General features: G+C 44.1%; 36 protein-coding genes. 35 read left to right on the forward strand and 1 reads right to left on the reverse strand.

Annotation, left to right across the window (positions count from 1 at the left end):
- The 35 genes from ACK8P8_RS21210 to rplQ form a co-directional block, all read left to right on the forward strand.
- Positions 1-548: TlpA family protein disulfide reductase (locus tag ACK8P8_RS21210; protein WP_410026309.1), on the forward strand; the 548-nt coding region annotated here is incomplete at its 5' end.
- 118 nt (positions 549-666) lie between these two features.
- Positions 667-1074, forward strand: a complete 408-nt coding sequence (locus ACK8P8_RS21215; protein WP_410026310.1) for a LytR/AlgR family response regulator transcription factor — start codon at positions 667-669, stop codon at positions 1072-1074.
- A 387-nt stretch (positions 1075-1461) separates the two neighbouring features.
- Entirely contained in the window at positions 1462-1875 is a 414-nt protein-coding gene (rpsL, locus tag ACK8P8_RS21220; RefSeq protein WP_099291608.1) for a 30S ribosomal protein S12, read from the forward strand.
- A gap of 110 nt (positions 1876-1985) precedes the next feature.
- Positions 1986-2465 carry a 30S ribosomal protein S7 gene (gene rpsG / locus ACK8P8_RS21225; RefSeq protein ID WP_186975992.1) on the forward strand — a complete coding sequence of 160 codons (480 nt, stop codon included), beginning with the start codon at positions 1986-1988 and terminating at the stop codon, positions 2463-2465.
- Between the two features lie 19 nt (positions 2466-2484).
- Complete coding sequence (gene fusA, locus ACK8P8_RS21230; RefSeq protein ID WP_227217879.1) at positions 2485-4587, forward strand: elongation factor G; 2103 nt, start codon at positions 2485-2487, stop codon at positions 4585-4587.
- Positions 4588-4669: 82 nt separating this feature from the next.
- Positions 4670-4975 carry a 30S ribosomal protein S10 gene (gene rpsJ, locus ACK8P8_RS21235; protein WP_009137840.1) on the forward strand — a complete coding sequence of 102 codons (306 nt, stop codon included), beginning with the start codon at positions 4670-4672 and terminating at the stop codon, positions 4973-4975.
- Between the two features lie 67 nt (positions 4976-5042).
- Positions 5043-5660: a 50S ribosomal protein L3 gene (rplC, locus tag ACK8P8_RS21240; protein ID WP_099291611.1), complete on the forward strand. Its 618-nt coding sequence runs from the start codon at positions 5043-5045 to the stop codon at positions 5658-5660.
- Positions 5660-6298 (forward strand): 50S ribosomal protein L4, encoded by a 639-nt coding sequence (gene rplD, locus ACK8P8_RS21245; RefSeq protein WP_369860295.1) that lies wholly within the window; start codon positions 5660-5662, stop codon positions 6296-6298. Before rplC ends, rplD begins: the two co-directional genes overlap by 1 nt.
- A 3-nt stretch (positions 6299-6301) precedes the next feature.
- Positions 6302-6592: a 50S ribosomal protein L23 gene (rplW, locus tag ACK8P8_RS21250; protein ID WP_099291613.1), complete on the forward strand. Its 291-nt coding sequence runs from the start codon at positions 6302-6304 to the stop codon at positions 6590-6592.
- 5 nt (positions 6593-6597) lie between these two features.
- A complete protein-coding gene (rplB, locus tag ACK8P8_RS21255) occupies positions 6598-7422 on the forward strand; it encodes a 50S ribosomal protein L2 (RefSeq protein WP_099291614.1) in 825 nt (274 codons plus the stop codon).
- Between the two features lie 19 nt (positions 7423-7441).
- On the forward strand, positions 7442-7711 hold the full coding sequence (gene rpsS / locus ACK8P8_RS21260) for a 30S ribosomal protein S19 (protein ID WP_018337682.1): 270 nt from the start codon (positions 7442-7444) through the stop codon (positions 7709-7711).
- A 36-nt stretch (positions 7712-7747) separates the two neighbouring features.
- Positions 7748-8167 carry a 50S ribosomal protein L22 gene (gene rplV / locus ACK8P8_RS21265; RefSeq protein WP_099291615.1) on the forward strand — a complete coding sequence of 140 codons (420 nt, stop codon included), beginning with the start codon at positions 7748-7750 and terminating at the stop codon, positions 8165-8167.
- Between the two features lie 4 nt (positions 8168-8171).
- Entirely contained in the window at positions 8172-8897 is a 726-nt protein-coding gene (gene rpsC, locus ACK8P8_RS21270; protein ID WP_099291616.1) for a 30S ribosomal protein S3, read from the forward strand.
- Positions 8898-8926: 29 nt separating this feature from the next.
- On the forward strand, positions 8927-9346 hold the full coding sequence (rplP, locus tag ACK8P8_RS21275; protein WP_099291617.1) for a 50S ribosomal protein L16: 420 nt from the start codon (positions 8927-8929) through the stop codon (positions 9344-9346).
- A gap of 42 nt (positions 9347-9388) precedes the next feature.
- Entirely contained in the window at positions 9389-9583 is a 195-nt protein-coding gene (gene rpmC, locus ACK8P8_RS21280) for a 50S ribosomal protein L29 (RefSeq protein WP_099291618.1), read from the forward strand.
- A gap of 6 nt (positions 9584-9589) precedes the next feature.
- On the forward strand, positions 9590-9844 hold the full coding sequence (rpsQ, locus tag ACK8P8_RS21285) for a 30S ribosomal protein S17 (RefSeq protein ID WP_018337677.1): 255 nt from the start codon (positions 9590-9592) through the stop codon (positions 9842-9844).
- Positions 9845-9846: 2 nt separating this feature from the next.
- A complete protein-coding gene (gene rplN / locus ACK8P8_RS21290; RefSeq protein WP_018337676.1) occupies positions 9847-10212 on the forward strand; it encodes a 50S ribosomal protein L14 in 366 nt (121 codons plus the stop codon).
- A 96-nt stretch (positions 10213-10308) separates the two neighbouring features.
- Entirely contained in the window at positions 10309-10632 is a 324-nt protein-coding gene (gene rplX / locus ACK8P8_RS21295; RefSeq protein WP_099291619.1) for a 50S ribosomal protein L24, read from the forward strand.
- 117 nt (positions 10633-10749) lie between these two features.
- Positions 10750-11298 carry a 50S ribosomal protein L5 gene (rplE, locus tag ACK8P8_RS21300; RefSeq protein WP_099291620.1) on the forward strand — a complete coding sequence of 183 codons (549 nt, stop codon included), beginning with the start codon at positions 10750-10752 and terminating at the stop codon, positions 11296-11298.
- A gap of 11 nt (positions 11299-11309) precedes the next feature.
- Positions 11310-11579, forward strand: a complete 270-nt coding sequence (gene rpsN, locus ACK8P8_RS21305) for a 30S ribosomal protein S14 (RefSeq protein WP_027201662.1) — start codon at positions 11310-11312, stop codon at positions 11577-11579.
- 19 nt (positions 11580-11598) lie between these two features.
- Complete coding sequence (gene rpsH / locus ACK8P8_RS21310; RefSeq protein ID WP_099291621.1) at positions 11599-11994, forward strand: 30S ribosomal protein S8; 396 nt, start codon at positions 11599-11601, stop codon at positions 11992-11994.
- A gap of 15 nt (positions 11995-12009) precedes the next feature.
- The gene (gene rplF / locus ACK8P8_RS21315) at positions 12010-12564 is read left to right on the forward strand and encodes a 50S ribosomal protein L6 (protein WP_099291622.1); all 555 of its coding nucleotides are present in this window, start codon (positions 12010-12012) and stop codon (positions 12562-12564) included.
- A gap of 22 nt (positions 12565-12586) precedes the next feature.
- Positions 12587-12943 (forward strand): 50S ribosomal protein L18, encoded by a 357-nt coding sequence (rplR, locus tag ACK8P8_RS21320; protein ID WP_099291623.1) that lies wholly within the window; start codon positions 12587-12589, stop codon positions 12941-12943.
- Positions 12944-12955: 12 nt separating this feature from the next.
- Positions 12956-13462: a 30S ribosomal protein S5 gene (gene rpsE / locus ACK8P8_RS21325; protein ID WP_099291624.1), complete on the forward strand. Its 507-nt coding sequence runs from the start codon at positions 12956-12958 to the stop codon at positions 13460-13462.
- A 13-nt stretch (positions 13463-13475) separates the two neighbouring features.
- On the forward strand, positions 13476-13658 hold the full coding sequence (gene rpmD / locus ACK8P8_RS21330; protein WP_099291625.1) for a 50S ribosomal protein L30: 183 nt from the start codon (positions 13476-13478) through the stop codon (positions 13656-13658).
- A 30-nt stretch (positions 13659-13688) separates the two neighbouring features.
- Positions 13689-14135 carry a 50S ribosomal protein L15 gene (rplO, locus tag ACK8P8_RS21335; RefSeq protein ID WP_099291626.1) on the forward strand — a complete coding sequence of 149 codons (447 nt, stop codon included), beginning with the start codon at positions 13689-13691 and terminating at the stop codon, positions 14133-14135.
- Positions 14136-14235: 100 nt separating this feature from the next.
- A complete protein-coding gene (gene secY / locus ACK8P8_RS21340; protein ID WP_099291627.1) occupies positions 14236-15579 on the forward strand; it encodes a preprotein translocase subunit SecY in 1344 nt (447 codons plus the stop codon).
- A 24-nt stretch (positions 15580-15603) separates the two neighbouring features.
- On the forward strand, positions 15604-16365 hold the full coding sequence (gene map / locus ACK8P8_RS21345; RefSeq protein ID WP_186975989.1) for a type I methionyl aminopeptidase: 762 nt from the start codon (positions 15604-15606) through the stop codon (positions 16363-16365).
- A gap of 86 nt (positions 16366-16451) precedes the next feature.
- A complete protein-coding gene (infA, locus tag ACK8P8_RS21350) occupies positions 16452-16673 on the forward strand; it encodes a translation initiation factor IF-1 (protein WP_018337664.1) in 222 nt (73 codons plus the stop codon).
- A gap of 11 nt (positions 16674-16684) precedes the next feature.
- Positions 16685-16801, forward strand: coding sequence for a 50S ribosomal protein L36 (gene rpmJ, locus ACK8P8_RS21355; RefSeq protein ID WP_018337663.1), 117 nt, complete (start codon positions 16685-16687; stop codon positions 16799-16801).
- Between the two features lie 32 nt (positions 16802-16833).
- Complete coding sequence (rpsM, locus tag ACK8P8_RS21360) at positions 16834-17211, forward strand: 30S ribosomal protein S13 (RefSeq protein WP_099291629.1); 378 nt, start codon at positions 16834-16836, stop codon at positions 17209-17211.
- Between the two features lie 18 nt (positions 17212-17229).
- Positions 17230-17619: a 30S ribosomal protein S11 gene (gene rpsK / locus ACK8P8_RS21365; RefSeq protein WP_099291630.1), complete on the forward strand. Its 390-nt coding sequence runs from the start codon at positions 17230-17232 to the stop codon at positions 17617-17619.
- A gap of 37 nt (positions 17620-17656) precedes the next feature.
- Positions 17657-18265 carry a 30S ribosomal protein S4 gene (gene rpsD, locus ACK8P8_RS21370; protein WP_186975988.1) on the forward strand — a complete coding sequence of 203 codons (609 nt, stop codon included), beginning with the start codon at positions 17657-17659 and terminating at the stop codon, positions 18263-18265.
- Positions 18266-18281: 16 nt separating this feature from the next.
- Positions 18282-19274: a DNA-directed RNA polymerase subunit alpha gene (locus ACK8P8_RS21375; protein WP_099291632.1), complete on the forward strand. Its 993-nt coding sequence runs from the start codon at positions 18282-18284 to the stop codon at positions 19272-19274.
- Positions 19275-19279: 5 nt separating this feature from the next.
- On the forward strand, positions 19280-19798 hold the full coding sequence (gene rplQ / locus ACK8P8_RS21380; protein WP_303179426.1) for a 50S ribosomal protein L17: 519 nt from the start codon (positions 19280-19282) through the stop codon (positions 19796-19798).
- Between the two features lie 69 nt (positions 19799-19867).
- Here rplQ and ACK8P8_RS21385 read toward each other — a convergent pair whose 3' ends face one another.
- Positions 19868-22345, reverse strand: coding sequence for a TonB-dependent receptor (locus ACK8P8_RS21385; RefSeq protein ID WP_410026311.1), 2478 nt, complete (start codon positions 22343-22345; stop codon positions 19868-19870).
- Between the last annotated feature and the right edge of the window lie 81 nt (positions 22346-22426).

Consider the following 22426-nt stretch of genomic DNA (forward strand, 5'->3'; position numbering starts at 1 on the left):
TCAGCGGTGAAACGGAAGAGGGCTTGCGCTCGAAGTATGACCTTCTCGGGGAAGCTGCCCGAGCCACCGTTCCCGGCAAGCGAATCGCCGCTGCCCTCGAGCAGTACGAGAAACTAGCCGTTGGTGAGGTGGCTCCTAATTTTACCACGGAGAAGCCCGACGGAAACACCTTCTCGTTGCACGACCTTTCCGCCAAGTTGAAGCTGGTGTACTTCTGGGTTTCAACGAACCCTCTTTGCCGTCAGGACAACACCGACCTAGTGAAACTTTACCTGCAATATCGCCCACAGGGTCTGGAAATCGTCAGCATCTCGCTTGACGAGAACCGTGGTGACTGGCGCAACGCCATCGGGCAGGATGGCATGGTGTGGACGAATGGCTCGGACTTGCAAGGCTTCGCCTCCCCGATCGCCCGTCTTTACATGGTGCACGATCTCCCGGCAACATTCCTCGTTGACGCGGAGAACCGTATCGTGGCGAAAGGCCTCCGCGGGGATGCCCTTCGTGACACGGTGGCGAAATTGTTGAAAAAGAGCAAGAGGAAGTAATCGTGTTTTCATAATTGGTGCGTGCTAGGGGGGGAGTCAAGAGAAATGGCTCCTCCCTTTTTGTTTATTGTTTTACGCCCGTCGGTGATTTTTTCATGAGGCATAAATTTAATTGTCAATGAAAACAGATTTATCGGGTGTAAGTGCACCTTTGATTGTGTCACCGCTGGTGGCAGATGGCTTGCTTATCCGTCAGGACGAGTATTACAAGAAATATTTTTATGCCGAAATCGTTTGGATAGAGGCATCGGGTAATTATTGCTATTTTCATTTTAAAGATAACTCCCGGATTACCGTGGCGTGCCGTTTGGGTAGCGTGGAGTGGCAGCTACTGGACGCCTATCTTGTTCGTGTACACCGTGGTTTTATCCTGAACCTGCGTTATGTCGACACGTGGGCGGGTAACTCCTTGCGAGCCGGGGAGAAATGGTTCCCGCTGGGGGACTATTACCGGAAAAACGTGTTGGCTTGTTTTAATATACTGGATACTTCCCGAGAAAACCCGAAAACGGGGAACGGGGAGTAATCGTGTAATTTAATATTCACCGGTCTCGTGGATAAATTTATCGACGGGCTCCGGTGAATATGTTTCAGGTGTTAACACGATACACGAGGTTGGGGAAATCCGATGAATATCCCGTGAAGACGGGGTGTAATCCCGGTGAAGACAGGGAACAAATTCCTTTTAAACTCCTTTCAAACTCCTTTCAAACTCGTTCGGGAAGGTTTTTGAAAAGAGTTTGATGAGAAGGGGAAAGGAAAATGTGAGTTTATTTGTTTATAAGTACGGCTAACCTTCTCACTGTCTTGCCCTTTTTTTGAAAAAAAAGATAGAATTGTTTGGTGGTGAAATATAAAGTTCGTACATTCGCGAGCCAAATTGAATAAAAGTAACTAATTTAAAAGTACTTGTATGCCAACTATTCAACAGTTAGTAAGAAAAGGAAGAACAAAAATCCAGGACAAAAGCAAGGCTCCGGCTTTGGATGGTTGTCCGCAAAGACGCGGGGTTTGTGTTCGTGTGTACACGACAACCCCGAAGAAACCGAACTCAGCGATGAGAAAGGTTGCCAGAGTTAGATTAACCAACGGAAAAGAGGTAAATGCTTACATTCCGGGAGAAGGACACAACTTGCAAGAGCACTCTATCGTTTTGATTAGAGGTGGTCGTGTGAAAGACCTTCCGGGAGTTCGTTATCACTTAGTTCGCGGTACATTGGATGCTGCCGGTGTTAACGGTCGTTTACAGAGTCGTTCCAAGTATGGTGCCAAGAGACCGAAAAAAGGTGCTGCTCCGGCCGCTCCCGCTAAAGGTAAGAAAAAGTAAGAATTAACAGGAGTTGTTTATGGGTTGTTCCCGAAAAGTTGAGTAAATGGTCGTGAGACCGTTGAAGACCGGAAAGGGCAGCGAACGAACAAATTCGTAAACTAGAAGAGATGAGAAAGAGTAAACCAAAAAAGAGAATCCTGTTACCGGACCCGAAGTTTAACGATGTATTAGTAACTCGGTTCGTTAATGATTTGATGGTAGATGGAAAGAAGTCTATCGCGTTTAGAATTTTCTACGATGCTATTGATATCGTGGAAGAAAAAATAGGTAAAAAAGAAGAAAAGCCTGCGTTGGAAATCTGGAAACAAGCTTTGGAGAATATCACTCCGCAAGTTGAGGTGAAGAGTCGTCGTGTAGGTGGTGCTACGTTCCAAGTGCCGACGGAAATCAACCCGATGAGAAAAAGAGCTCTCTCCGTGAAAAATATGATTCTGTTCTCTCGCAAAAGAAGCGGTAGAAACATGGCAGAAAAACTAGCTGCTGAAATCATGGCTGCATACAAGGAAGAAGGAGCGGCTTATAAAAAGAAAGAGGATATTCACCGTATGGCTGAAGCCAACAGAGCTTTTGCACATTTCAGATTTTAATTGAAGGGATAGAAAGAAGATGGCAAAAAGAGATTTACATTTTACAAGAAACATCGGTATCATGGCTCACATTGATGCCGGAAAAACCACAACGACTGAGCGTATCCTGTATTTCACGGGGGTGAACCACAAGATTGGTGAAACTCACGATGGTACGGCTACCATGGACTGGATGGTGCAGGAGCAGGAGAGGGGTATCACCATTACTTCTGCCGCTACCACTTGTTTCTGGAATTATCAGGACCAGCAATATAAAATCAATATTATTGATACCCCGGGACACGTTGACTTTACCGTTGAGGTAGAGCGTTCATTGCGTGTGTTGGACGGTGCTGTTGCATTGTTCTGTGCCGTGGGTGGAGTGGAAGCACAATCGGAGACCGTTTGGCGTCAGGCAAACAAGTACGGGGTTCCGAGAATCGCTTTCGTGAACAAAATGGACCGTTCAGGTGCTGACTTCTTCAAGGCAGTACGTGAGATTCGCGAGAAATTGAAAGCTAACCCGATTCCATTAGTGTTGCCTATCGGTGCAGAAGAGAATTTCGAGGGAATAATCGATTTGATCGAGATGAAGGCTTACGTGTGGGAGAATGGATCGAAGGAGGCAACAATTAAAGAAGTTCCGGCTAATTTATTAGCGGAAGCTCAAGAATGGAGAGAGAAGTTGGTTGAGGCTGCCGCTGTTCAGGATGAGGCTTTGATGGAACGTTTCTTCGAGGATCCTGATTCTATCACGGTTGAAGAATTGAAAGCCGTGGTTCGTAAAGCCGTTATCGCTATGGATTTCTGTCCGGTGATGTGCGGTTCTTCATTCAAGAACAAAGGTGTTCAGAATTTGTTGGATGCTGTTATCGCTTATTTGCCGCATCCGCTGGATATTCCGGCTGCTGCAGGTAAAAGACCGGGAACAGAAGAATCCGTGACTTTCGAGATTGATCCTGATGCTCCGCTTTCCGCGTTGGCATTCAAGATCGCGACTGATCCGTTCGTGGGACGTTTGTGCTATACACGTGTTTACTCCGGTAAAATCGAGGCCGGTTCATACGTTTACAACCCGCGTACAGAGAAGAAAGAGCGTATTTCTCGTTTGTTCCAGATGCACTCCAATAAACAACAGCCTAAGGATGTGATCGAGGCTGGTGATATTTGTGCTTGCGTTGGATTTAAAGATATTCGTACCGGAGATACTTTGTGTACCGAGGAAAATCAAATCGTACTTGAAAGTATGACATTCCCGGAACCGGTGATCGGTATTGCTGTTGAGCCGCTTACGCAGAAAGATACGGATAAGTTAGGTATGGCTTTAGCTAAATTGGCTGAAGAAGACCCGACTTTCCGCGTGAAGACTGACGAGGATTCAGGGCAAACCGTGATTAGTGGTATGGGTGAGCTTCACTTGGATATTATCCTTGACCGTTTGAGACGCGAGTTTAAGGTTGAATGTAACCAAGGTGCTCCTCAGGTTGCTTACAAAGAGGCTATTAACGGAACGGTTGAACACCGTCACGTGTTCAAGAAGCAAACCGGAGGTCGCGGTAAATTCGCTGATATCATCTTCAGAATGGAACCGGCAGAAGAAGGAAAAGAAGGTTTGACTTTCGTGAACGAGGTGAAAGGTGGTAATATCCCGAAGGAGTTTATCCCGTCTGTAGAGAAAGGATTCAAGGATGCCATGGTAAACGGTGTTTTGGCCGGATACGAGTTGGTAAGCTTGAAGATTACTTTGCTTGACGGTTCGTTCCACCCGGTTGACTCTGATGCTTTGTCTTTCGAAATGGCCGCTAAGATCGGTTACAAGGAAGCAGCACAGAAAGCGAAACCGGTGTTGTTGGAGCCGATCATGAAACTTGAGGTGGTAACCCCTGAAGAGTACATGGGAGATATTATCGGTGACTTGAACCGTCGTCGCGGACAAGTTGAAGGAATGGAGTCAAGAGCCGGAGCTCGCGTGATCGAGGCCAAAGTGCCGCTTGCAGAGCAATTCGGTTACGTGACCGTTTTGAGAACTTTGTCTTCCGGTCGTGCAAGTTCATCCATGGAGTTCTCGCATTACGCTGAGGTACCGAAGGGCATTGCCAAGGAAGTCGTAGAGAAGAATAACGGTAGAGTAGAACTACTATAAAGATTTTAAATTTTAGATTTTAGATTTTAGATTAATCTTTTAATTTAAAATTTAAAATCTACAATCTACAATTAATAATAATATGAGCCAAAAAATCAGAATTAAGTTGAAATCTTACGATCACAACTTGGTTGACAAGTCTGCAGAGAAGATTGTAAAGACAGTAAAGGCTACCGGCGCAGTGGTAAGCGGACCGATTCCGCTTCCGACTCACAAGGGTATTTTTACTGTAAACCGCTCTACGTTCGTGAACAAAAAGAGCCGTGAACAATTCTTGGTATGCACGTTCAAAAGATTGATCGACATCTACAGTTCTACTGCAGGTACGATCGACGCTTTGATGAAACTAGAGTTACCGAGCGGTGTTGAAGTAGAGATTAAAGTATGATAACGGCGAAAACCTATGTCGTTATTAGAGAGATTGAAAACCTATTTTTAAAAAGAGAAAAAAAGAGATGCCAGGTTTAATTGGAAAAAAAGTCGGAATGACTTCCGTATTCAGTGCCGAGGGAAAAAGTGTTCCATGCACTGTGATTGAGGCCGGTCCATGTGTTGTAACTCAGGTAAAAACTGTAGAGAAAGACGGTTACACAGCACTTCAGTTGGGTTTTGATGACAAAAAAGAAAAACACACAACGAAGCCGCTAAGTGGACATTTTAAGAAGGCAGGCACAACTCCGAAAAGAAAGCTCGTTGAGTTTTCAGGGTATGATGTCGAGTACAAGTTAGGAGATGTAATTGACGTGAAACTGTTCGAGGGAACAGAATACGTTGATGTTGTAGGAACCAGCAAGGGAAAAGGATTCCAAGGTGTTGTGAAACGCCACGGTTTTGCTGGAGTTGGAGAGGCTACTCACGGTCAGCACAACCGTCAGAGAAAGCCGGGATCTATCGGTGCTTGTTCTACACCGTCACGCGTTTTCAAAGGAATGCGCATGGGTGGACAAACAGGTGGTGATAGAATAACGGTTCAGAATCTGGAAGTGTTGAAGGTGATACCCGAGAATAATTTGTTATTGGTGAAGGGTTCTATTCCCGGAGCTAAAGGTTCATACGTAATTATCGAGAAGTAATGGAGTTAAGTGTATTAAACATTGCCGGACAAGAAACAGGCAGGAAGGTAGAGTTAAATGACGCTATCTTCGGGATTCAGCCTAACGAACACGCTATCTATCTTGATGTAAAGCAGTTTTTAGCGAACAACCGCCAAGGAACCCACAAGTCAAAACAAAGAAACGAGATTTCCGGTAGTACCCGCAAGCTGAAAAAGCAAAAAGGTACCGGTGGTGCCCGTGCTGGTGGTATCAAGAACCCTCTGTTCAGGGGTGGTGGTAGAGTGTTTGGACCCGTACCAAGAGATTATAGCTTCAAATTGAACAAGAAGCTGAAAAGATTGGCCCGTAAATCAGCGTTATCTGTGAAAGTTGCTGAAAATGCAGTTACTATTGTTGAGGATCTCAACTTCGAGGCACCGAAGACAAAACAGATGGTACAGCTGTTGAATAACCTGAAATTAGGTGATCGGAACATCCTGTTGGTGACGAACGAGATGAACGATAACGTTCTGTTATCCGCTCGTAACTTGCAATACTTGGATGTGATGAGAGTTTGCGATCTTGCAACTTACAATATCATGAGAGCTAAGAATCTCGTGTTCGTTGAAAGTTCAGTGCAGGGCCTGAATGAAATGTTCAATCTTAATGAAGAGTAAGACATGCAAGTGATATTTAAGCCCATTTTGTCAGAGAAAATGACAGCATTGACTGACAAGCAGAACAGAGTAGCGTTTGTTGTAAACAAAGCAGCGAATAAATTAGAGATTAAGAGAGCAGTTGAAGCAATGTACAGCGTGACCGTGAAGAATGTAAACACGATGGTGTACCAGGGAGATGCAAAATCCCGTTACACGAAAGCAGGTGTTATCTCCGGAAGAACCGCTTCATTCAAGAAAGCAATTGTGACCTTAGCAGAAGGTGATAGTATTGATTTTTTTAGCAATATTTAATTAAGATGGCTGTAAGAAAATTAAACCCTGTAACTCCTGGTCAGAGACATAAGGTAGCGATTACCTTTGATCAGTTGACTACAGATAGACCTGAGAAATCATTGTTAGGACCGAAGAAAAGAACCGGTGGACGTAACCATTCCGGTAAAATGACAATGAGATATATAGGTGGTGGTCATAAACAAAGATACAGAATAATAGATTTCAAACGCGATAAGGATAATGTTCCGGCTCGTGTTGCAACGATCGAGTACGATCCCAATCGTACGGCGAGAATTGCTCTATTAGTGTATGCAGACGGAGAAAAACGTTACATCGTGGCACCGGACGGGTTGCAAATTGATCAAACCGTGATGAGTGGTGCAGGTGTTGCTCCGGAAGTAGGTAATTCTTTGTTCTTATCTGAAATCCCACTAGGTACAATCATTCATAACATCGAGTTAAGACCGCAGCAGGGAGCCGTGATGGCTCGTAGTGCCGGTTCATACGCTCAGTTAGTGGCGAGAGACGGTAAATACGTTTCTATCAAGTTACCTTCCGGTGAGGTTCGTATGGTGTTGGCAGCTTGTCGCGCCACAGTAGGTACGGTGTCTAACTCCGACCACGCTTTGGAACGTTCAGGTAAAGCCGGTCGTACGCGCTGGTTAGGTCGCAGACCTCGCGTGAGAGGTGTCGTGATGAACCCGGTTGATCACCCGATGGGTGGTGGTGAAGGCCGCGCTTCAGGAGGACATCCTCGCTCAAGAAAAGGCTTGTTGGCTAAAGGATACAAGACTAGAGCTCCGAAGAAACACTCTAGCAAGTATATCATAGAAAGAAGGAAAAAATAACTGATTAATTATTGATGTTATGAGTCGTTCGTTAAAAAAAGGCCCTTTTATAGATTTCAAGCTAGAGAAAAAAGTATTGGTGATGAATGAGTCCAATAAGAAATCGGTTGTTAAAACCTGGGCTCGTCATTCCATGATTTCTCCGGACTTCGTAGGGCACACTATCGCTGTACACAACGGTAATAAATTTATCCCGGTATTCGTGACTGAAAATATGGTAGGTCATAAATTGGGAGAATTTGCGCCGACGCGTACATTTAGAGGCCATGCTGATAAGAAGAAAAAATAATGCATGGTAAGGTTGAACTAAAGAAGATGTATTAAAATGGGTGCAAGAAAAAGATTAAGAGCAAATCAGAATAAAGAAGCCAAAAAAGAGAAGGCTTTTGCAATTCTTCGCGATTGTCCTACATCTCCTCAAAAAATGAGATTGGTGGCAGACTTGGTTCGCGGAGTAGATGTACAGAAAGCTTTGGATATGCTTAAGTTTTGTCCTAAAGAAGCTGCTCGTAAGGTTGAAAAGCTGTTGCTTTCAGCGATTGCAAACTGGGAACAGAAGAACGAAGGGAAGCGTGTTGACGAAGCTGCCCTGTTCGTGAAAGAGATTTTCGTTGACGGTGCAGGTATGTTGAAAAGACTTAGACCGGCCCCGCAAGGAAGAGCACACCGGATTCGTAAACGTTCAAATCACGTGACGATCGTGCTGGGAAGCAAGACAGCTGTAGAAAACATTACAAAAGAATAGTTACATGGGACAGAAAGTTAATCCAATAAGCAATAGATTAGGAATCATCAAAGGATGGGATTCTAACTGGTTTGGCGGTAAAAACTATGGCGATAAATTGGTGGAAGATTACAAGATCAGAAAGTATCTGAACGCCCGTCTCGCTAAAGCAGGAATCGCTAAAATTGTTATCGAGAGAACTTTGAAACTCATCACTATCACGATCAACACCGCTCGTCCGGGTATTATCATCGGTAAAGGAGGTCAGGAAGTTGACAAGTTGAAAGAGGAGTTGAAGAAGATCACCGATAAGGAAGTTCAAATTAATATCTTCGAGATCAAGCGTCCGGAATTGGATGCCGTGATCGTGGGCAATAACATAGCTCGTCAGTTGGAAGGCCGCGTAGCTTACCGTAGAGCTATCAAGATGGCTATCGCTTCAACCATGAGAATGGGAGCGGAAGGTATCAAAATTTTGATCTCCGGTCGTTTGAACGGTGCGGAAATGGCGAGAGCCGAAATCTACAAGGAAGGTAGAATTCCGTTGCACACGTTCCGCGCTGATATAGACTACGCTCAGGCCGAGGCTTTGACTACCTACGGTCAGCTGGGTATTAAAGTTTGGATTTGCAAAGGAGAGGTTTACGGTAAACGCGAACTGGTTCCGAACGCGCTGGTAAGTGCTCCGAGAGAGAACAACCGTCCGAACAATGCCGGCAAAAAAGGCGGGTTTAAAAAGAGAAAAAAATAGTCTTTTAACTTTTAAACAGATCAAGAGCTATGTTACAGCCAAAGAGGACTAAATACAGAAGGTCGCAGAAAGGGAGAATGAGAGGGAATGCCCAAAGAGGACATGAACTGGCATTCGGATCTTTCGGGATCAAGGCGTTGGAGAACATGTGGATCGAACAACGCCAGATTGAAGCAGCCCGTGTTGCGGTAACTCGTTACATGCAAAGACAGGGTCAGATATGGATTCGTATATTTCCAGATAAACCTATTACTAAAAAACCCGCTGAGGTTCGTATGGGTAAGGGTAAGGGATCTCCGGAAGGGTTCGTTGCTCCGGTTACACCGGGACGTATTCTTTTCGAAGCAGATGGAGTACCTTATGCAATCGCTAAAGAAGCATTGCGTTTAGCGGCTCAAAAGTTGCCCATCGCTACGAAGTTTGTGGTTAGACGTGATTATTCCGAATAGTCGTTGACTATTTGAATTTCGAAACGAAAAAATGTAAGAGAAATGAAACAATCAGAAATTTGTGAATTAACCACAGAAGAGATAAAGGAGAAGATCGCTACAGAGCAATCGGCCTTGACGAAGTTGAAGATGAACCATGCTGTTTCTCCTCTTGAGAACCCGATGTTGATCCGGGCTACAAGAAGAAACATCGCTAGATTGATGACGGAGTTACGCAAGCGTGAATTAAACAAGTAGTAGAAAATGGAAAGAAATCTTAGAAAAGAGCGTACCGGTCTTGTGGTAAGCAACAAGATGGACAAGTCTATCACGGTTGCTGTTCACTTTAAGGAGAAGCACCCGATTTACGGGAAGTTCGTCAGCAAGACCAAAAAGTTCACCGCCCACGATGAGAAGAACGAATGTAACATCGGGGATACCGTGAGAATTATGGAAACCCGTCCCTTGAGCAAGACCAAGAGATGGAGATTAGTTGAAATCATTGAAAGAGCTAAGTAATCATGATACAACAAGAGAGTAGATTGACCGTAGCCGATAACAGCGGCGCCAGAGAAGTGCTTTGTATCCGTGTCCTTGGTGGTACCAAGAAAAGATACGCACGCGTAGGCGATAAAATCGTTGTTACCGTGAAGAACGCCATCCCGAACGGTGATATTAAGAAGGGAACCGTTAGTAAGGCAGTGGTAGTTCGTGTAAGCAAAGAGTACAGACGTCCGGACGGATCTTATATCCGCTTTGATGATAACGCTTGCGTGTTGTTGAACAACGCGGGAGAAATGAGAGGAACTCGTATCTTCGGACCTGTTGCCAGAGAAGTTCGTGAGGGTTATACCAAGATTGTATCTTTAGCCCCCGAAGTACTTTAAGATTTTAGATTTATGATTTTAGATTTTAGATTGAAATAATGATCGGAAGTCTTGAAATCATAAATCGTAAATCATAAATCATAAATAATTTATACGATGAGCAAGAAGTTTCATATAAAGAAAGGTGACTTAGTTCAAGTAAATGCAGGAGAAGACAGAGGGAAACAAGGGAAGGTACTTGAAATGATTCCGGATAAGCAAAGAGCTATTGTTGAGGGTATCAATCTGGTAAGTAAACATACCAAACCCAACGCTGCTCACCCGCAAGGAGGAATCATTAAGAAAGAAGCTCCAATCCACATCTCCAACTTGAACGTTGTTGACCCGCAAACCGGAAAGCCGACCAAAATCGGACGCCGCCGGAACGCAGAAGGAAAATTAGTAAGATACGCTAAGAGATCCGGTCAGGAGTTGAAGTAAGAATAAATAAAATTGCAGGTTGTTATAGAGCAACTTGCAATTTATGATTTTAATTTGTAGTTTTGCAGCCGCAAAATGAAAATGATATGCCGTGAGGCATTATAACAAATATTATAAATGAAATACGTACCAAATTACAAAAAGAAGTATAGCGAAGAAATTGTACCGACTTTAATGAAGGAGTTCGGATACAAGTCAGTTATGCAGGCGCCCAAATTGGAGAAGATAGTAATCAATCAGGGTGTGGGATCATCCATTCAGGATAAGAAGATCCTTGAGTTTTCAGTGAACGAGATCGCGACCATCACCGGTCAGAAGCCCGTAACTTGTAAATCAACCAAGGACGTTTCTAACTTTAAATTACGTAAGGGCATGCCGATCGGCGTAAGAGTGACTTTGCGTAAAGAACGTATGTATGAATTTTTAGAAAGACTTATTGTTTCCGCGCTTCCGCGTATCCGTGATTTCAAAGGAATCAACAATAAGCTTGACGGAAGAGGAAATTACACTTTAGGAATAGAGGAGCAAATCATATTCCCGGAAATCGTGTTGGACAGTGTTCACAAGATCATGGGTATGAACATCACTTTTGTAACTTCGGCTAATACCGACGAAGAGGCTTTTGCTCTTCTACGAGAATTTGGATTACCATTTAAAAAGAACTAAAAAAAAGCGAAATGGCAAAAGAATCAATGAAGGCCCGTGAGGTTAAGCGTGCAAAATTGGTAGAAAAGTACGCCGCGAAACGAGCTAAATTAAAAGAGGAAGGAGACTACATTGGATTGAGCCTTCTACCGAAAAACTCCAGTCGCGTTCGTTTGCACAACAGATGCAAACTGACAGGAAGACCGAGAGGGTACATGAGACAGTTTGGTATAAGCAGAATTCAATTCCGCGAGATGGCTTCAGCGGGACTTATACCCGGAGTTAAGAAGGCTAGTTGGTAATATTTAAAAATTTGAAGAGATGACAGATCCAATAGCAGATTTCCTTACACGCATCAGAAATGCAGTGAAGGCAGGTCATAAAGTAGTGGATATCCCGGGATCAAAGATGAAACGGGAAATGACCAAGATCTTAAAGGAAAAAGGATATATCCTGAATTACAAGTTTGAGCAAGATGGTATCAGAAGCAATATCAAAATCGCTTTGAAGTATCATCCCGAGACGAAAATGCCCGCCATTAGAACATTGACACGTGTTTCAAAACCGGGTCTGAGACGTTACACGAATGTAGAGGACATGCCTCGCGTGCTGAACGGATTGGGTATCGCGATTTTGTCAACGTCATTGGGCGTAATGTCTGATAAAGAAGCTCGCCAAAAGAATGTTGGCGGTGAAGTATTGTGCTATGTTTATTAATAAAAAGGGCGGAAAATGTCACGAATAGGAAAATTACCAATAGATATACCACAAGGGGTTACAGTAACTGTAAATCCTAACAACACGGTCGTGGTAAAGGGTCCGAAGGGAGAACTTTCTCAGGACGTACACGGAGATATGATCGTGAAGGTGGAAGGAACTCAACTTGTTGTTGAGCGTCCGTCAGAAGATAAAGCTCATAAAGCCATGCATGGTTTATATCGTGCTTTGATTCATAACATGGTTGTAGGTGTTTCTGAAGGTTACACGATCAAACAAGAGTTGGTCGGAGTAGGTTACAGAGCGAATGCTGAAGGTCAGGTTCTTGAATTAGGGTTAGGTTATTCACACGGGATCTTCTTGGTGTTACCGAATGAAGTGAAGGTGAGTGTACTCAATGAAAAACGTGCTAACCCGATTATTACGCTGGAAAGTTGCGATAAGCAACTTATCGGTCAGGTAGCGGCCAAGATCCGTTCATTCCGTAAACCGGAGCCTTACAAGGGTAAAGGTATCAAATTTGTGGGTGAAGTTCTTCGTCGTAAGGCTGGTAAATCAGCTAAAGTTTAATCACCTGTAAAAAAGTAATGTTATGGCTTTAACTAAGGTAGAAAGAAGAATAAGAATAAAAAGAAGAATACGTAAAGTAGTCTTCGGAACTGCTGAGAGACCTCGTTTGACGGTGTTCCGTTCAAACAAACAAATCTCTGCTCAGTTGATTGATGATAATGCCGGAAAGACATTGGTTTCAGCAACTTCACTCTGCAAAGAGATTGCTGAAAAGAAAGGCAACAAGACAGAACAGGCACAATTGTTGGGTGCAATGATTGCTGAAAAAGCAAAGGCAGCCGGTATCGAAGCTGTTGTGTTTGACAGAAACGGGTATTTGTATCACGGAAGAGTGAAAGCATTAGCAGATGCAGCTCGTAACGGTGGTCTTAATTTTTAAAAGTAGGCGAGCATGGAACAGAAGATTAATAGTGCAGACTTGGAATTGAAAGACAGATTGGTGGCTATCAACCGCGTAACCAAGGTTACCAAGGGAGGTAGAACCTTCAGTTTCTCTGCAATCGTGGTGGTAGGCGACGAGAATGGTACGGTAGGTTACGGGTTAGGTAAAGCTAACGAGGTAACAACCGCTATTTCAAAAGGTGTTGAAGCCGCGAAGAAAAATTTGATAAAGGTGCCTGTATTGAAAGGAACTCTTCCTCACGAGCAAGAAGCTAAATATAGCGGAGCAACCGTATTTATGCGTCCCGCTTCTTCAGGTACCGGGCTGGTAGCCGGAGGTGCTATGCGTGCCGTATTGGAGAGTGCCGGGATTAAAGACGTGTTGGCAAAATCGAAAGGATCATCTAACCCTCACAACTTGGTAAAAGCTACTTTTGCAGCTTTGAAGTTATTGAGAGATCCCCGAATGATTGCTCAACAGAGAGGCATTAGTCTTGACAAAGTGTTTAACGGATAAAACTGAATGAACGATGGCAAAGATTAAAATTACACTGGTAAAAAGTAGAAGCGGTAGCGATAAGCGTCAGCTTGGTACTTTGAACGCGTTAGGCCTCGGAAGAGTAAACAGTAGTGTTGAACACGAAACCTCACCCCAGATCATGGGTATGGTAGCCAAGGTTAAACACTTGGTTCGCGTTGAGGAAGTAAAGTAATTGTCGAACCTATTTTAAAGATAGTATACAATGGATTTAAGTAGCTTAACACCGGCTGCCGGATCAACTCACAGAGAGAAAAGAATTGGTCGCGGTCAGGGTTCCGGAAAAGGAGGTACTTCTACAAGAGGACATAAAGGTGCGAAATCAAGATCGGGTTATAAATCCAAGATCGGTTTTGAGGGAGGACAGATGCCTTTGCAGAGACGTGTACCGAAATTTGGCTTTAAAAATATAAATAGAGTAGAGTATAAAGCTATTAATGTAGGGATGCTTCAGGATTTGGCCGAGAGAGAAAATCTTACAGTAATTGAAAAAGACGTTTTGATTCAAGCCGGATTAATGTCTAAGAACGATCTTCTTAAGGTATTAGGTGATGGAGCGTTAACTACTAAGTTGGAAGTGAAAGCTAATGCTTTCTCCGCTAAGGCTATAGCAGCTATTGAGGCTGCGGGCGGAACGGTAGTTAAATTGTAAGATTAAAAATTTGGGCGTTTAAAGTTGTTTTTAAAATAGAATTACTATTTTTGAAGCAACTTTAACAAAACCCAGATCAATGCCTTAAAAGAAAGAACTTATGAAGTTATTTGATACATTAAAGAACATTTGGAAAATAGAGGAGCTCAAGACTAGGATTTTAACTACGCTTGGGCTTATTCTCGTTTACAGGTTAGGAACAGAGATCGTACTGCCCGGTATCGACCCTCATGGCTTGCAGGCCTTGAAAGATCAAACTTCCAGCGGCGTTTTAGGCTTGTTGGACATGTTCTCGGGGGGAGCGTTCTCGAACGCGTCGGTATTTGCTTTGGGTATTATGCCTTACATTTCCGCCTCCATCGTGGTGCAGTTATTGGGAATTGCAGTTCCTTATTTCCAGCGCTTGCAGAAAGAAGGAGAGAGTGGAAGACGTAAGATCAACCAAATCACGCGGTACCTTACTTTGGTTATCCTCGTATTACAAGGTTCGGCGTATCTTACAAACTTAAAAGCTCAGGTGCCTGTAGAGGCTTTCGTGTCTACCGGTTTTTGGCAATTCCAACTTCCCTCTATCGTGATTATGGCGGCAGGCTCCATGTTTGTCCTGTGGCTGGGAGAGAGAATCACGGATAAGGGAATCGGTAACGGTGTTTCGATCATCATCATGATTGGTATCATCGCTCGTTTGCCATTTGCTTTCGTTGCAGAAGTAACTTCCAGAGTGACTCAACAGGGAGGGGGATTAGTAGCTTTCCTGATCGAATTGATAATATTGTTTCTCGTGTTCTGCGGTTCCATTCTACTTGTACAGGGAACGCGTAAAGTGCCTGTACAGTATGCCAAGAGAATCGTGGGTAACAAACAATACGGTGGTGTTCGTCAATACATTCCGTTGAAGATCAACGCTGCCGGGGTTATGCCTATCATTTTCGCTCAAGCTATTATGTTGTTGCCGGTATCCTTGATTAATTTCTCCAATGCGGAGGGATTGTCCGGGTTTGCAGCGGCATTCTCTGACTTCACCGGGTTCTGGTATAATTTCACGTTCTTTGTATTGATTGTCGCATTTACTTATTTCTACACGGCGATCACGGTAAATCCGATGCAGATGTCAGAGGATATGAAGAAGAACGGCGGATTTATTCCGGGAGTAAAACCGGGAAGAAAAACTATGGAGTTCCTTGATACGATTATGTCGAGAATCACTCTTCCGGGATCTATCTTCTTGGGAATTGTGGCTATCCTTCCGGCTTTCGCTCAAATATCGGGCGTGAACCATCAGTTTGCCCAATTCTATGGAGGTACATCTTTGTTGATTTTGGTGGGTGTAGTTTTAGATACATTACAGCAAATCGAGTCTCACTTGTTGATGCGTCACTACGACGGGTTGATGAAGTCGGGACGAATCAAAGGTAAAAATCCTGGCGGACCTGCTGCGTATTAAAGAAAAATATTGTACTTTCGCGACATGATTTTTTTAAAGACACAGGAGGAGATTGAGTTATTGCGGGAAAGCAACCGATTAGTAGGAAAGACTCTGGGTGAGGTGTCCAAACACGTTCGCCCGGGTATTTCGACTTTAGAGTTGGACAAGATAGCGGAAGATTTTATCCGTTCCAACGGTGGCATTCCCGGATTTCTCGGGTATGGAGGTTTTCCGAACACGCTTTGCATTTCAGTGAATGATGAAGTGGTTCATGGGATACCGTCCTCTCGTTGTTTAGAAGAAGGTGATGTCGTATCCGTTGATTGTGGGGTTGTGAAGAATGGCTTTTACGGGGATAGCGCCTATACGTTTGCTGTCGGGGAGATTAGCGATGAAGTGAAAAAACTTTTACAAGTGACGAAAGACAGCTTGTACAAAGGGATAGGACAGGCAGTAGCGGGAATGCGGACAGGAGATATCGGTTATGCCGTACAATCATACGCCGAAGCGAACGGTTTTTCCGTCGTGAGGGAATTGGTAGGGCACGGGGTAGGGAAGAATTTGCATGAAGAACCTCAGGTTCCGAATTACGGTCGCCGGGGACAAGGTTGTAAGTTGAAGGTAGGGATGGTGATAGCCATTGAGCCTATGATAAACATGGGAGCGCGTAACGTGTTTCAGATGGCGGACGGATGGACGATCAAGACAAGAGATCATTTGCCGGCAGCCCATTTCGAGCACACGATAGCTATCGGAAAAGGAGAAGCTGATATTTTGTCAACATTTGAATATATAGAAGATTAGGAAATTGTAAATTGCAAATTTTAGATTGTAAATTGGGAAATGAAGGGTTAATTTAAAATCTAAAATCTAAAATCTAAAATTGAATTATGGCGAAACAGCCTTCAATAGAGCAAGATGGAGTGATAACGGAAGCATTGTCGAATGCTATGTTTCGTGTCGAACTGGAAAACGGGCATATCATTACGGCTCATATTTCAGGAAAGATGCGGATGCACTATATAAAAATACTTCCGGGAGATAAAGTGAGAGTGGATATGTCCCCTTACGATCTCACGAAAGGTAGGATAACATTCAGATATAAAAATTAAATTGTAGAGCAATGAAAGTAAGAGCATCTGTCAAGAAGCGTAGTGCTGATTGCAAGATTGTAAGAAGAAAGGGCGTTTTATTCGTCATTTGCAAGAAGAACCCGAAATTTAAACAACGTCAGGGTTGATTATTAATTAAGTAAAAACGTAAAAGAGTTTTATGGCAAGAATCGTTGGTGTAGATTTGCCCTCCAACAAAAGAGGGGAAATAGCTCTAACCTATATCTTCGGTATAGGTAGAAGTAGTGCCAGGACCATATTAGAAAAGGCCGGCATCGATTTTGACACTAAGGTAAAGGACTGGAATGACGATCAACTAGCTGCTGTACGTAAGGTCATCAATGATGGGTACAAAGTAGAAGGAGAGTTGAGAACATCGGTTCAGATGAACATCAAACGACTGATGGATATCGGTTGTTACAGAGGAATCAGACATCGTATCGGTCTTCCCGTAAGAGGACAGAGCACGAAGAACAATGCCCGCACGAGAAAGGGTAAGAAGAAAACTGTTGCTAACAAGAAGAAAGCAACTAAATAATTGATAAGAGATTGAATTATGGCAAAGAAGTCTACATCTAACAAGAAACGGCTAGTTAAAGTAGAGGCCGTGGGACAAGCACACGTTCATTCATCTTTTAATAACATCATTATCTCTATGACGAACGCTAACGGACAAGTTATCTCTTGGTCATCGGCAGGTAAGATGGGATTTAGAGGATCAAAGAAAAACACCCCTTATGCAGCCCAGACGGCAGCTACCGATTGCGGTAAAGTTGCTTTCGACTTGGGTATGAGAAAAGTTAAGGTATATGTTAAAGGACCGGGTAACGGTAGAGAGTCTGCAATTCGTGCGATCCACGCTTGCGGTATCGAGGTTGCCGAGATCATTGACGTTACGCCGCTTCCGCACAATGGATGTCGTCCTCCGAAACGGAGAAGAGTGTAATTAATATATTGGGTGTAATTTTAAAAATCAAATAGAAATGGCTAGATATACAGGACCTAAGTCTAAAATAGCAAGAAAGTTTGGTGAGCCCATTTTTGGACCGGATAAAGCGTTAGAACGTCGTAACTATCCTCCTGGACAACACGGAATAGCTCACCGTAGAAAGAAGATTTCCGAGTACGGAACTCAATTGAAAGAGAAACAAAAAGCCAAATATACTTACGGTTTGTTGGAAAGACAATTCCGTATCTTGTTTGAGAAAGCCGAGAGTAGTAAAGGTGTTACCGGTGAGGTATTGCTCCAATTGTTGGAGTGCCGTCTGGATAATATCGTTTACCGTTTAGGAGTAGCTCCTACGCGTGCTGCTGCTCGTCAGTATGTATCTCACAGACATATCACCGTGAACGGTAAAGTATGCAACATCCCGTCATGTCGCATTCGCCCGGGCGATGTTGTAGCTGTCAGAGAAAAATCCAAATCTTTGGAGGTGATCAATGATTCACTGAGAGGAAATAGAAGTAGCAGATACTCTTGGTTAGAGTGGGATGCTGCCGCTATGAGTGGGAAACTACTTAATGTACCGGAAAGATCAGATATCCCGGAGAACATTAAAGAGCAGTTAATCGTAGAGTTATATTCTAAGTAGTAAAATAAAAATATATATGGCAATATTAGCTTTCCAGAAACCGGACAAAGTAATCATGCTTGAATCAACGGAAAGATTCGGTAAATTCGAATTCCGCCCGTTGGAGCCAGGTTACGGCATCACTATTGGTAATCCACTACGCAGAATTTTGTTGTCTTCTTTGGAAGGCTTTGCGATTACCGGTATTAAAATTCAAGGTGTAGATCATGAGTTTGCGACGATCCCCGGTGTCATCGAAGATGTGACCGAGATTATCTTGAACTTGAAACAGGTTCGGTTGAAAAGAAAAGTGGAGGACGTGGAGTTTGAAAAGCTAACCGTTACTGTTTCCGGACAAGAGACGTTTGCTGCCGGTGCTATGAACCAGTTCCTGAAAAGCTTTGAAGTTTTGAATCCGGAATTGGTGATCTGTAACATGGATACAGCCACGAGCCTTGAGATAGAATTAACCATTCAGAAAGGACGCGGTTATGTTCCTGCTTCAGAGAACATGCCTGCAGACGCTGAAATCGGGGTAATTCCTATCGATGCTATTTACACGCCGATCAAGAACGTGCAATACGAAATCGAGAACTACCGCGTGGAGGGTAAGACCGACTACGAACGTTTGGTGTTCGAGATCGAAACCGACGGTTCTATCAACCCGACGGATGCGTTGAAAGAGGCGGCTAAAATTTTGATCCATCACTTCATGTTATTCTCTGATGAAAAGATTACTCTCGAAACAGAGGATAAATATGGAAACGAGGAGTTCGATGAAGAGGTATTGCACATGCGTCAGTTGCTGAAAACAAAATTGGTGGACATGGATCTTTCCGTTCGTGCACTTAACTGCTTGAAGTCGGCTGAGGTAGAAACTTTAGGGGAGCTTGTTCAATTTAACAAGAACGACTTGTTGAAGTTCAGAAACTTCGGTAAGAAGTCCTTGACCGAGTTAGAAGCCCTTCTGGAGAACAACAACCTTGAATTCGGTATGGATGTTGCCAAGTATAAATTAGACAAAGAGTAAGTAAGATGAGACATAATAAGAAAGTTAACCATTTGGGTAGAACTAGCTCGCACAGACACGCGATGCTTTCTAACATGGCTTGTTCTTTGATTCTTCACAAGAGAATCCGAACGACAGTTGCTAAGGCTAAGGCTTTGAAGGTCTATGTTGAGCCGCTTTTGACTAAGGCCAAAAACGACACGACTCACTCTAGAAGAACCGTGTTCTCTTATCTTCGTCGTAAAGAAGTTGTTGCTGAAATGTTTAGTGACATCGCGGAGAAGATTGCTAACCGTCCGGGAGGTTACACCCGTATTTTGAAATTGGGTAACCGTTTGGGTGATAACGCGGAAATGTGTATGATCGAATTGGTTGATTACAACACGACTTACACGGAAGTGAAGAAAGAAGAAGTGAAGAAAACGACTCGTCGTAAGAGATCTACTTCTGCCAAGAAAGAAGCCGCTCCTGTTGCTGAGGCTGCTACTGAAACTCCGGTTGAAGAAGCTCCGAAGACAGAGGAGGAAGCTCCCAAGGCTGAATAATTTGAAATTCAGATATAAAGAAACCCCAGGCTCAGGTCCGGGGTTTCTTTGTTTGTAAGGGGTTATAAACTAAAATTCCTCTTCTATGCCATTCATTTCATTCTGTTGGCGTTGTTGTTTTTTAGGGGTGGCTTTCATGTTGCCGAAATTGTAGCTTAGGGTGAAGCGGAATACTTGCCCTTTTCTCCAGCTATCGCTATCTTGACGGAAGCCGTTGCCGGAGGTGACACTATGCCAGTTGCGGGAATTAAGGATATCCTGTACGTTTACGCTGAAAGTAACTTTCCGGTTGAAGAACGATTTCCGGGCACCGAGATCTATGCTGTAATTGGATTTCCGGTGTCCTTGGGCAATGATTCGTCTCGAATTATAATTCCCCGTTGCCTGTAGGGAAATAGCGTAGGGAAGCATGGCATTCGCGATCATTTTGGCATTCCACGAGAAATTATCGTCTTTTTCCCCTGTTACCGGGGTGTCGGTTCCTTCCGGCGTGTACGAGAAGCCGTCCAGCTTGTTGTAATAGAGATTCATGGTGGTCGTTATATCCAGAAAGCTGAAAAACTTGTTCTTTGCCACGATTTCGGCTCCGGTGGACGACGATCGCGTGATATTGGCGGAAGTGCTTTTCATCACGTCTCCCTCGCGGTAGCGGATACGTTGGATGACATCATCCGTGTTTCGATAGTACGCGGAAAGTGAAAGCGTGTGTTTTTCCCAGTTCTTAATGTAGTTTACCTCGAAGGAGTTGGAGAACTCCGGATCGAGGTACGGGTTGCCATACGAGATATTGAGCGAGTCCGTCATGTTCACGAACGGGTTTAGCTGCCATCCGCGGGGACGGGAAATGCGACGGGTGTAATTTATTTGTACTTCGTTGTCTTTCGGCAGACTGTACGAAAGAAATATACTGGGGAATAGACTGAAGTAGTCATTTTTGTAAGGTTTCACCTCGCTCGGGTGTTCCCCGTAACCCAATGATTTCGTTTCGGTATCCGTGTATTCTCCCCGTAACCCGACTTGTACCCCGAATTGGTTTAATTTGGTCGAATACGTGGCATATAGAGCCTGTATATTCTGGTCGTATATGTATTTGTTGAACAATAGTTCGTCCAGCACGGCAGATGCTTCCGTTGCCCCGGAATAGGTTTCCACGGGACTTTTTCGGTTGCTGAGCGAGCCTTTGTACCCGGCTTCCACTTTACTGTCTTCGCTGAATTTATTTACGTAGTCCACTTGAAATTCCCATGATTGGCTGCGGTTGTTGCTTTCCTGTTGTTGCCATGAAGCGGTTTCTTTTTCTTCCGGGTAAAACGAGTGTTGCTTGTACGTGTCCGTACCGTCCGATTTCCACAAGTCCCATGAAGCGCGGGCGGTGATGTTGCTGTTTTTATTGAATTCGTGTTTATAGTCCAGATTGATATTATTGCCGTTCGACGAATTCTTGGAATGCGTCAGTCGTTCGCTCGTGGTGAAAGATCCCGGCACGTTGCTCTCGTAACGGATCATATTGTCCGATTTCCGATCCCCGAAGTGCGCGAATGCTTCCAGACTCAAGTGATCCTTGGGGGTAAAGTTATAGGTAATTCCCGCGCGGACGAATACCGAGCTACCGTTCCGGTCACTTTTTCCTTTCTGGTTCAAGTAGGAAACGGGGTTACCTGCTTCGTCCGTGTTCGTGCGGTTGGTATTGTCTTCCCCCTCCGATTTCCTTTGCCGGTATCCGGCGTTCAGGTAGGTTTCCACTTTGCCGCTATTGTAGTTTATATTGGCGCTGGCATTATAGCCGCCCTGTGTATCGGCTCCGGTTTGTATGCTTCCGTAATAGCCTGCTTTCCGGTCTTTTTTTAGGATAATATTGATAATGCCTGATGTCCCTTCCGGGCTGAATTTTGCCGAGGGATTGGTGATCAGTTCTATCCGTTCGATACTTTCCGCCGGAATCTGCTCAAGTATCTGTGCTTGGTTATCCGCGGTCAAGCCGGATGCTTTCCCGTTAATCCAGATCGTCACGCTGGAATTACCCCGCAGGGAGATTTCCCCCTCGTTGTCCACTTCCACGGAGGGAATATTGCCGAGAATATCACTTGCCGATCCTCCCGCTTGAGAGATGTTAGAGGCCACGTCAAAAACCTTTTTATCAATCTCGAACCTCATTTGAGCGCGTTGCGCGACTACTTGAACTTCGCTGATTGCTTGGGTATCTTCCTCCAGAAGGAGGTTGCGCAGGTTGATATTTCTCTCTTTCGAGGAGATCGTGAACTCCTTTTCCAGCGTCCGATACCCGATATAGGATGCGGAGAGAATATAAGTACCGTTTTTAATTCTACTCAAGTGGAACACTCCGGTGGAGTCGGTCACTGTTCCCGTGACTAACGTTTTGCCGGAATCTTTTGTCCGGATACTTACGTTTACAAACTCTAGGGCTTCTTTTGTCTTCGCGTCGATAATCTTCCCCTTGATACTTCCCGTTTGTCCGGTTTGCGAGAACACGGCAGTGCCCAATAAGACAAGGAAGATAGTCAAGACGACATCTTTCATTTTACTCATACACTTTATACACAATTTTGAACATTCCTCGGAGAAAGACAAGTCAATTGTAGATTTTAAATTCTAAGTTTCAAATCGCTT

The organism is Butyricimonas muris, assembly GCF_046365375.1.
Taxonomy (GTDB): Bacteria; Bacteroidota; Bacteroidia; order Bacteroidales; family Marinifilaceae; genus Butyricimonas; species Butyricimonas muris.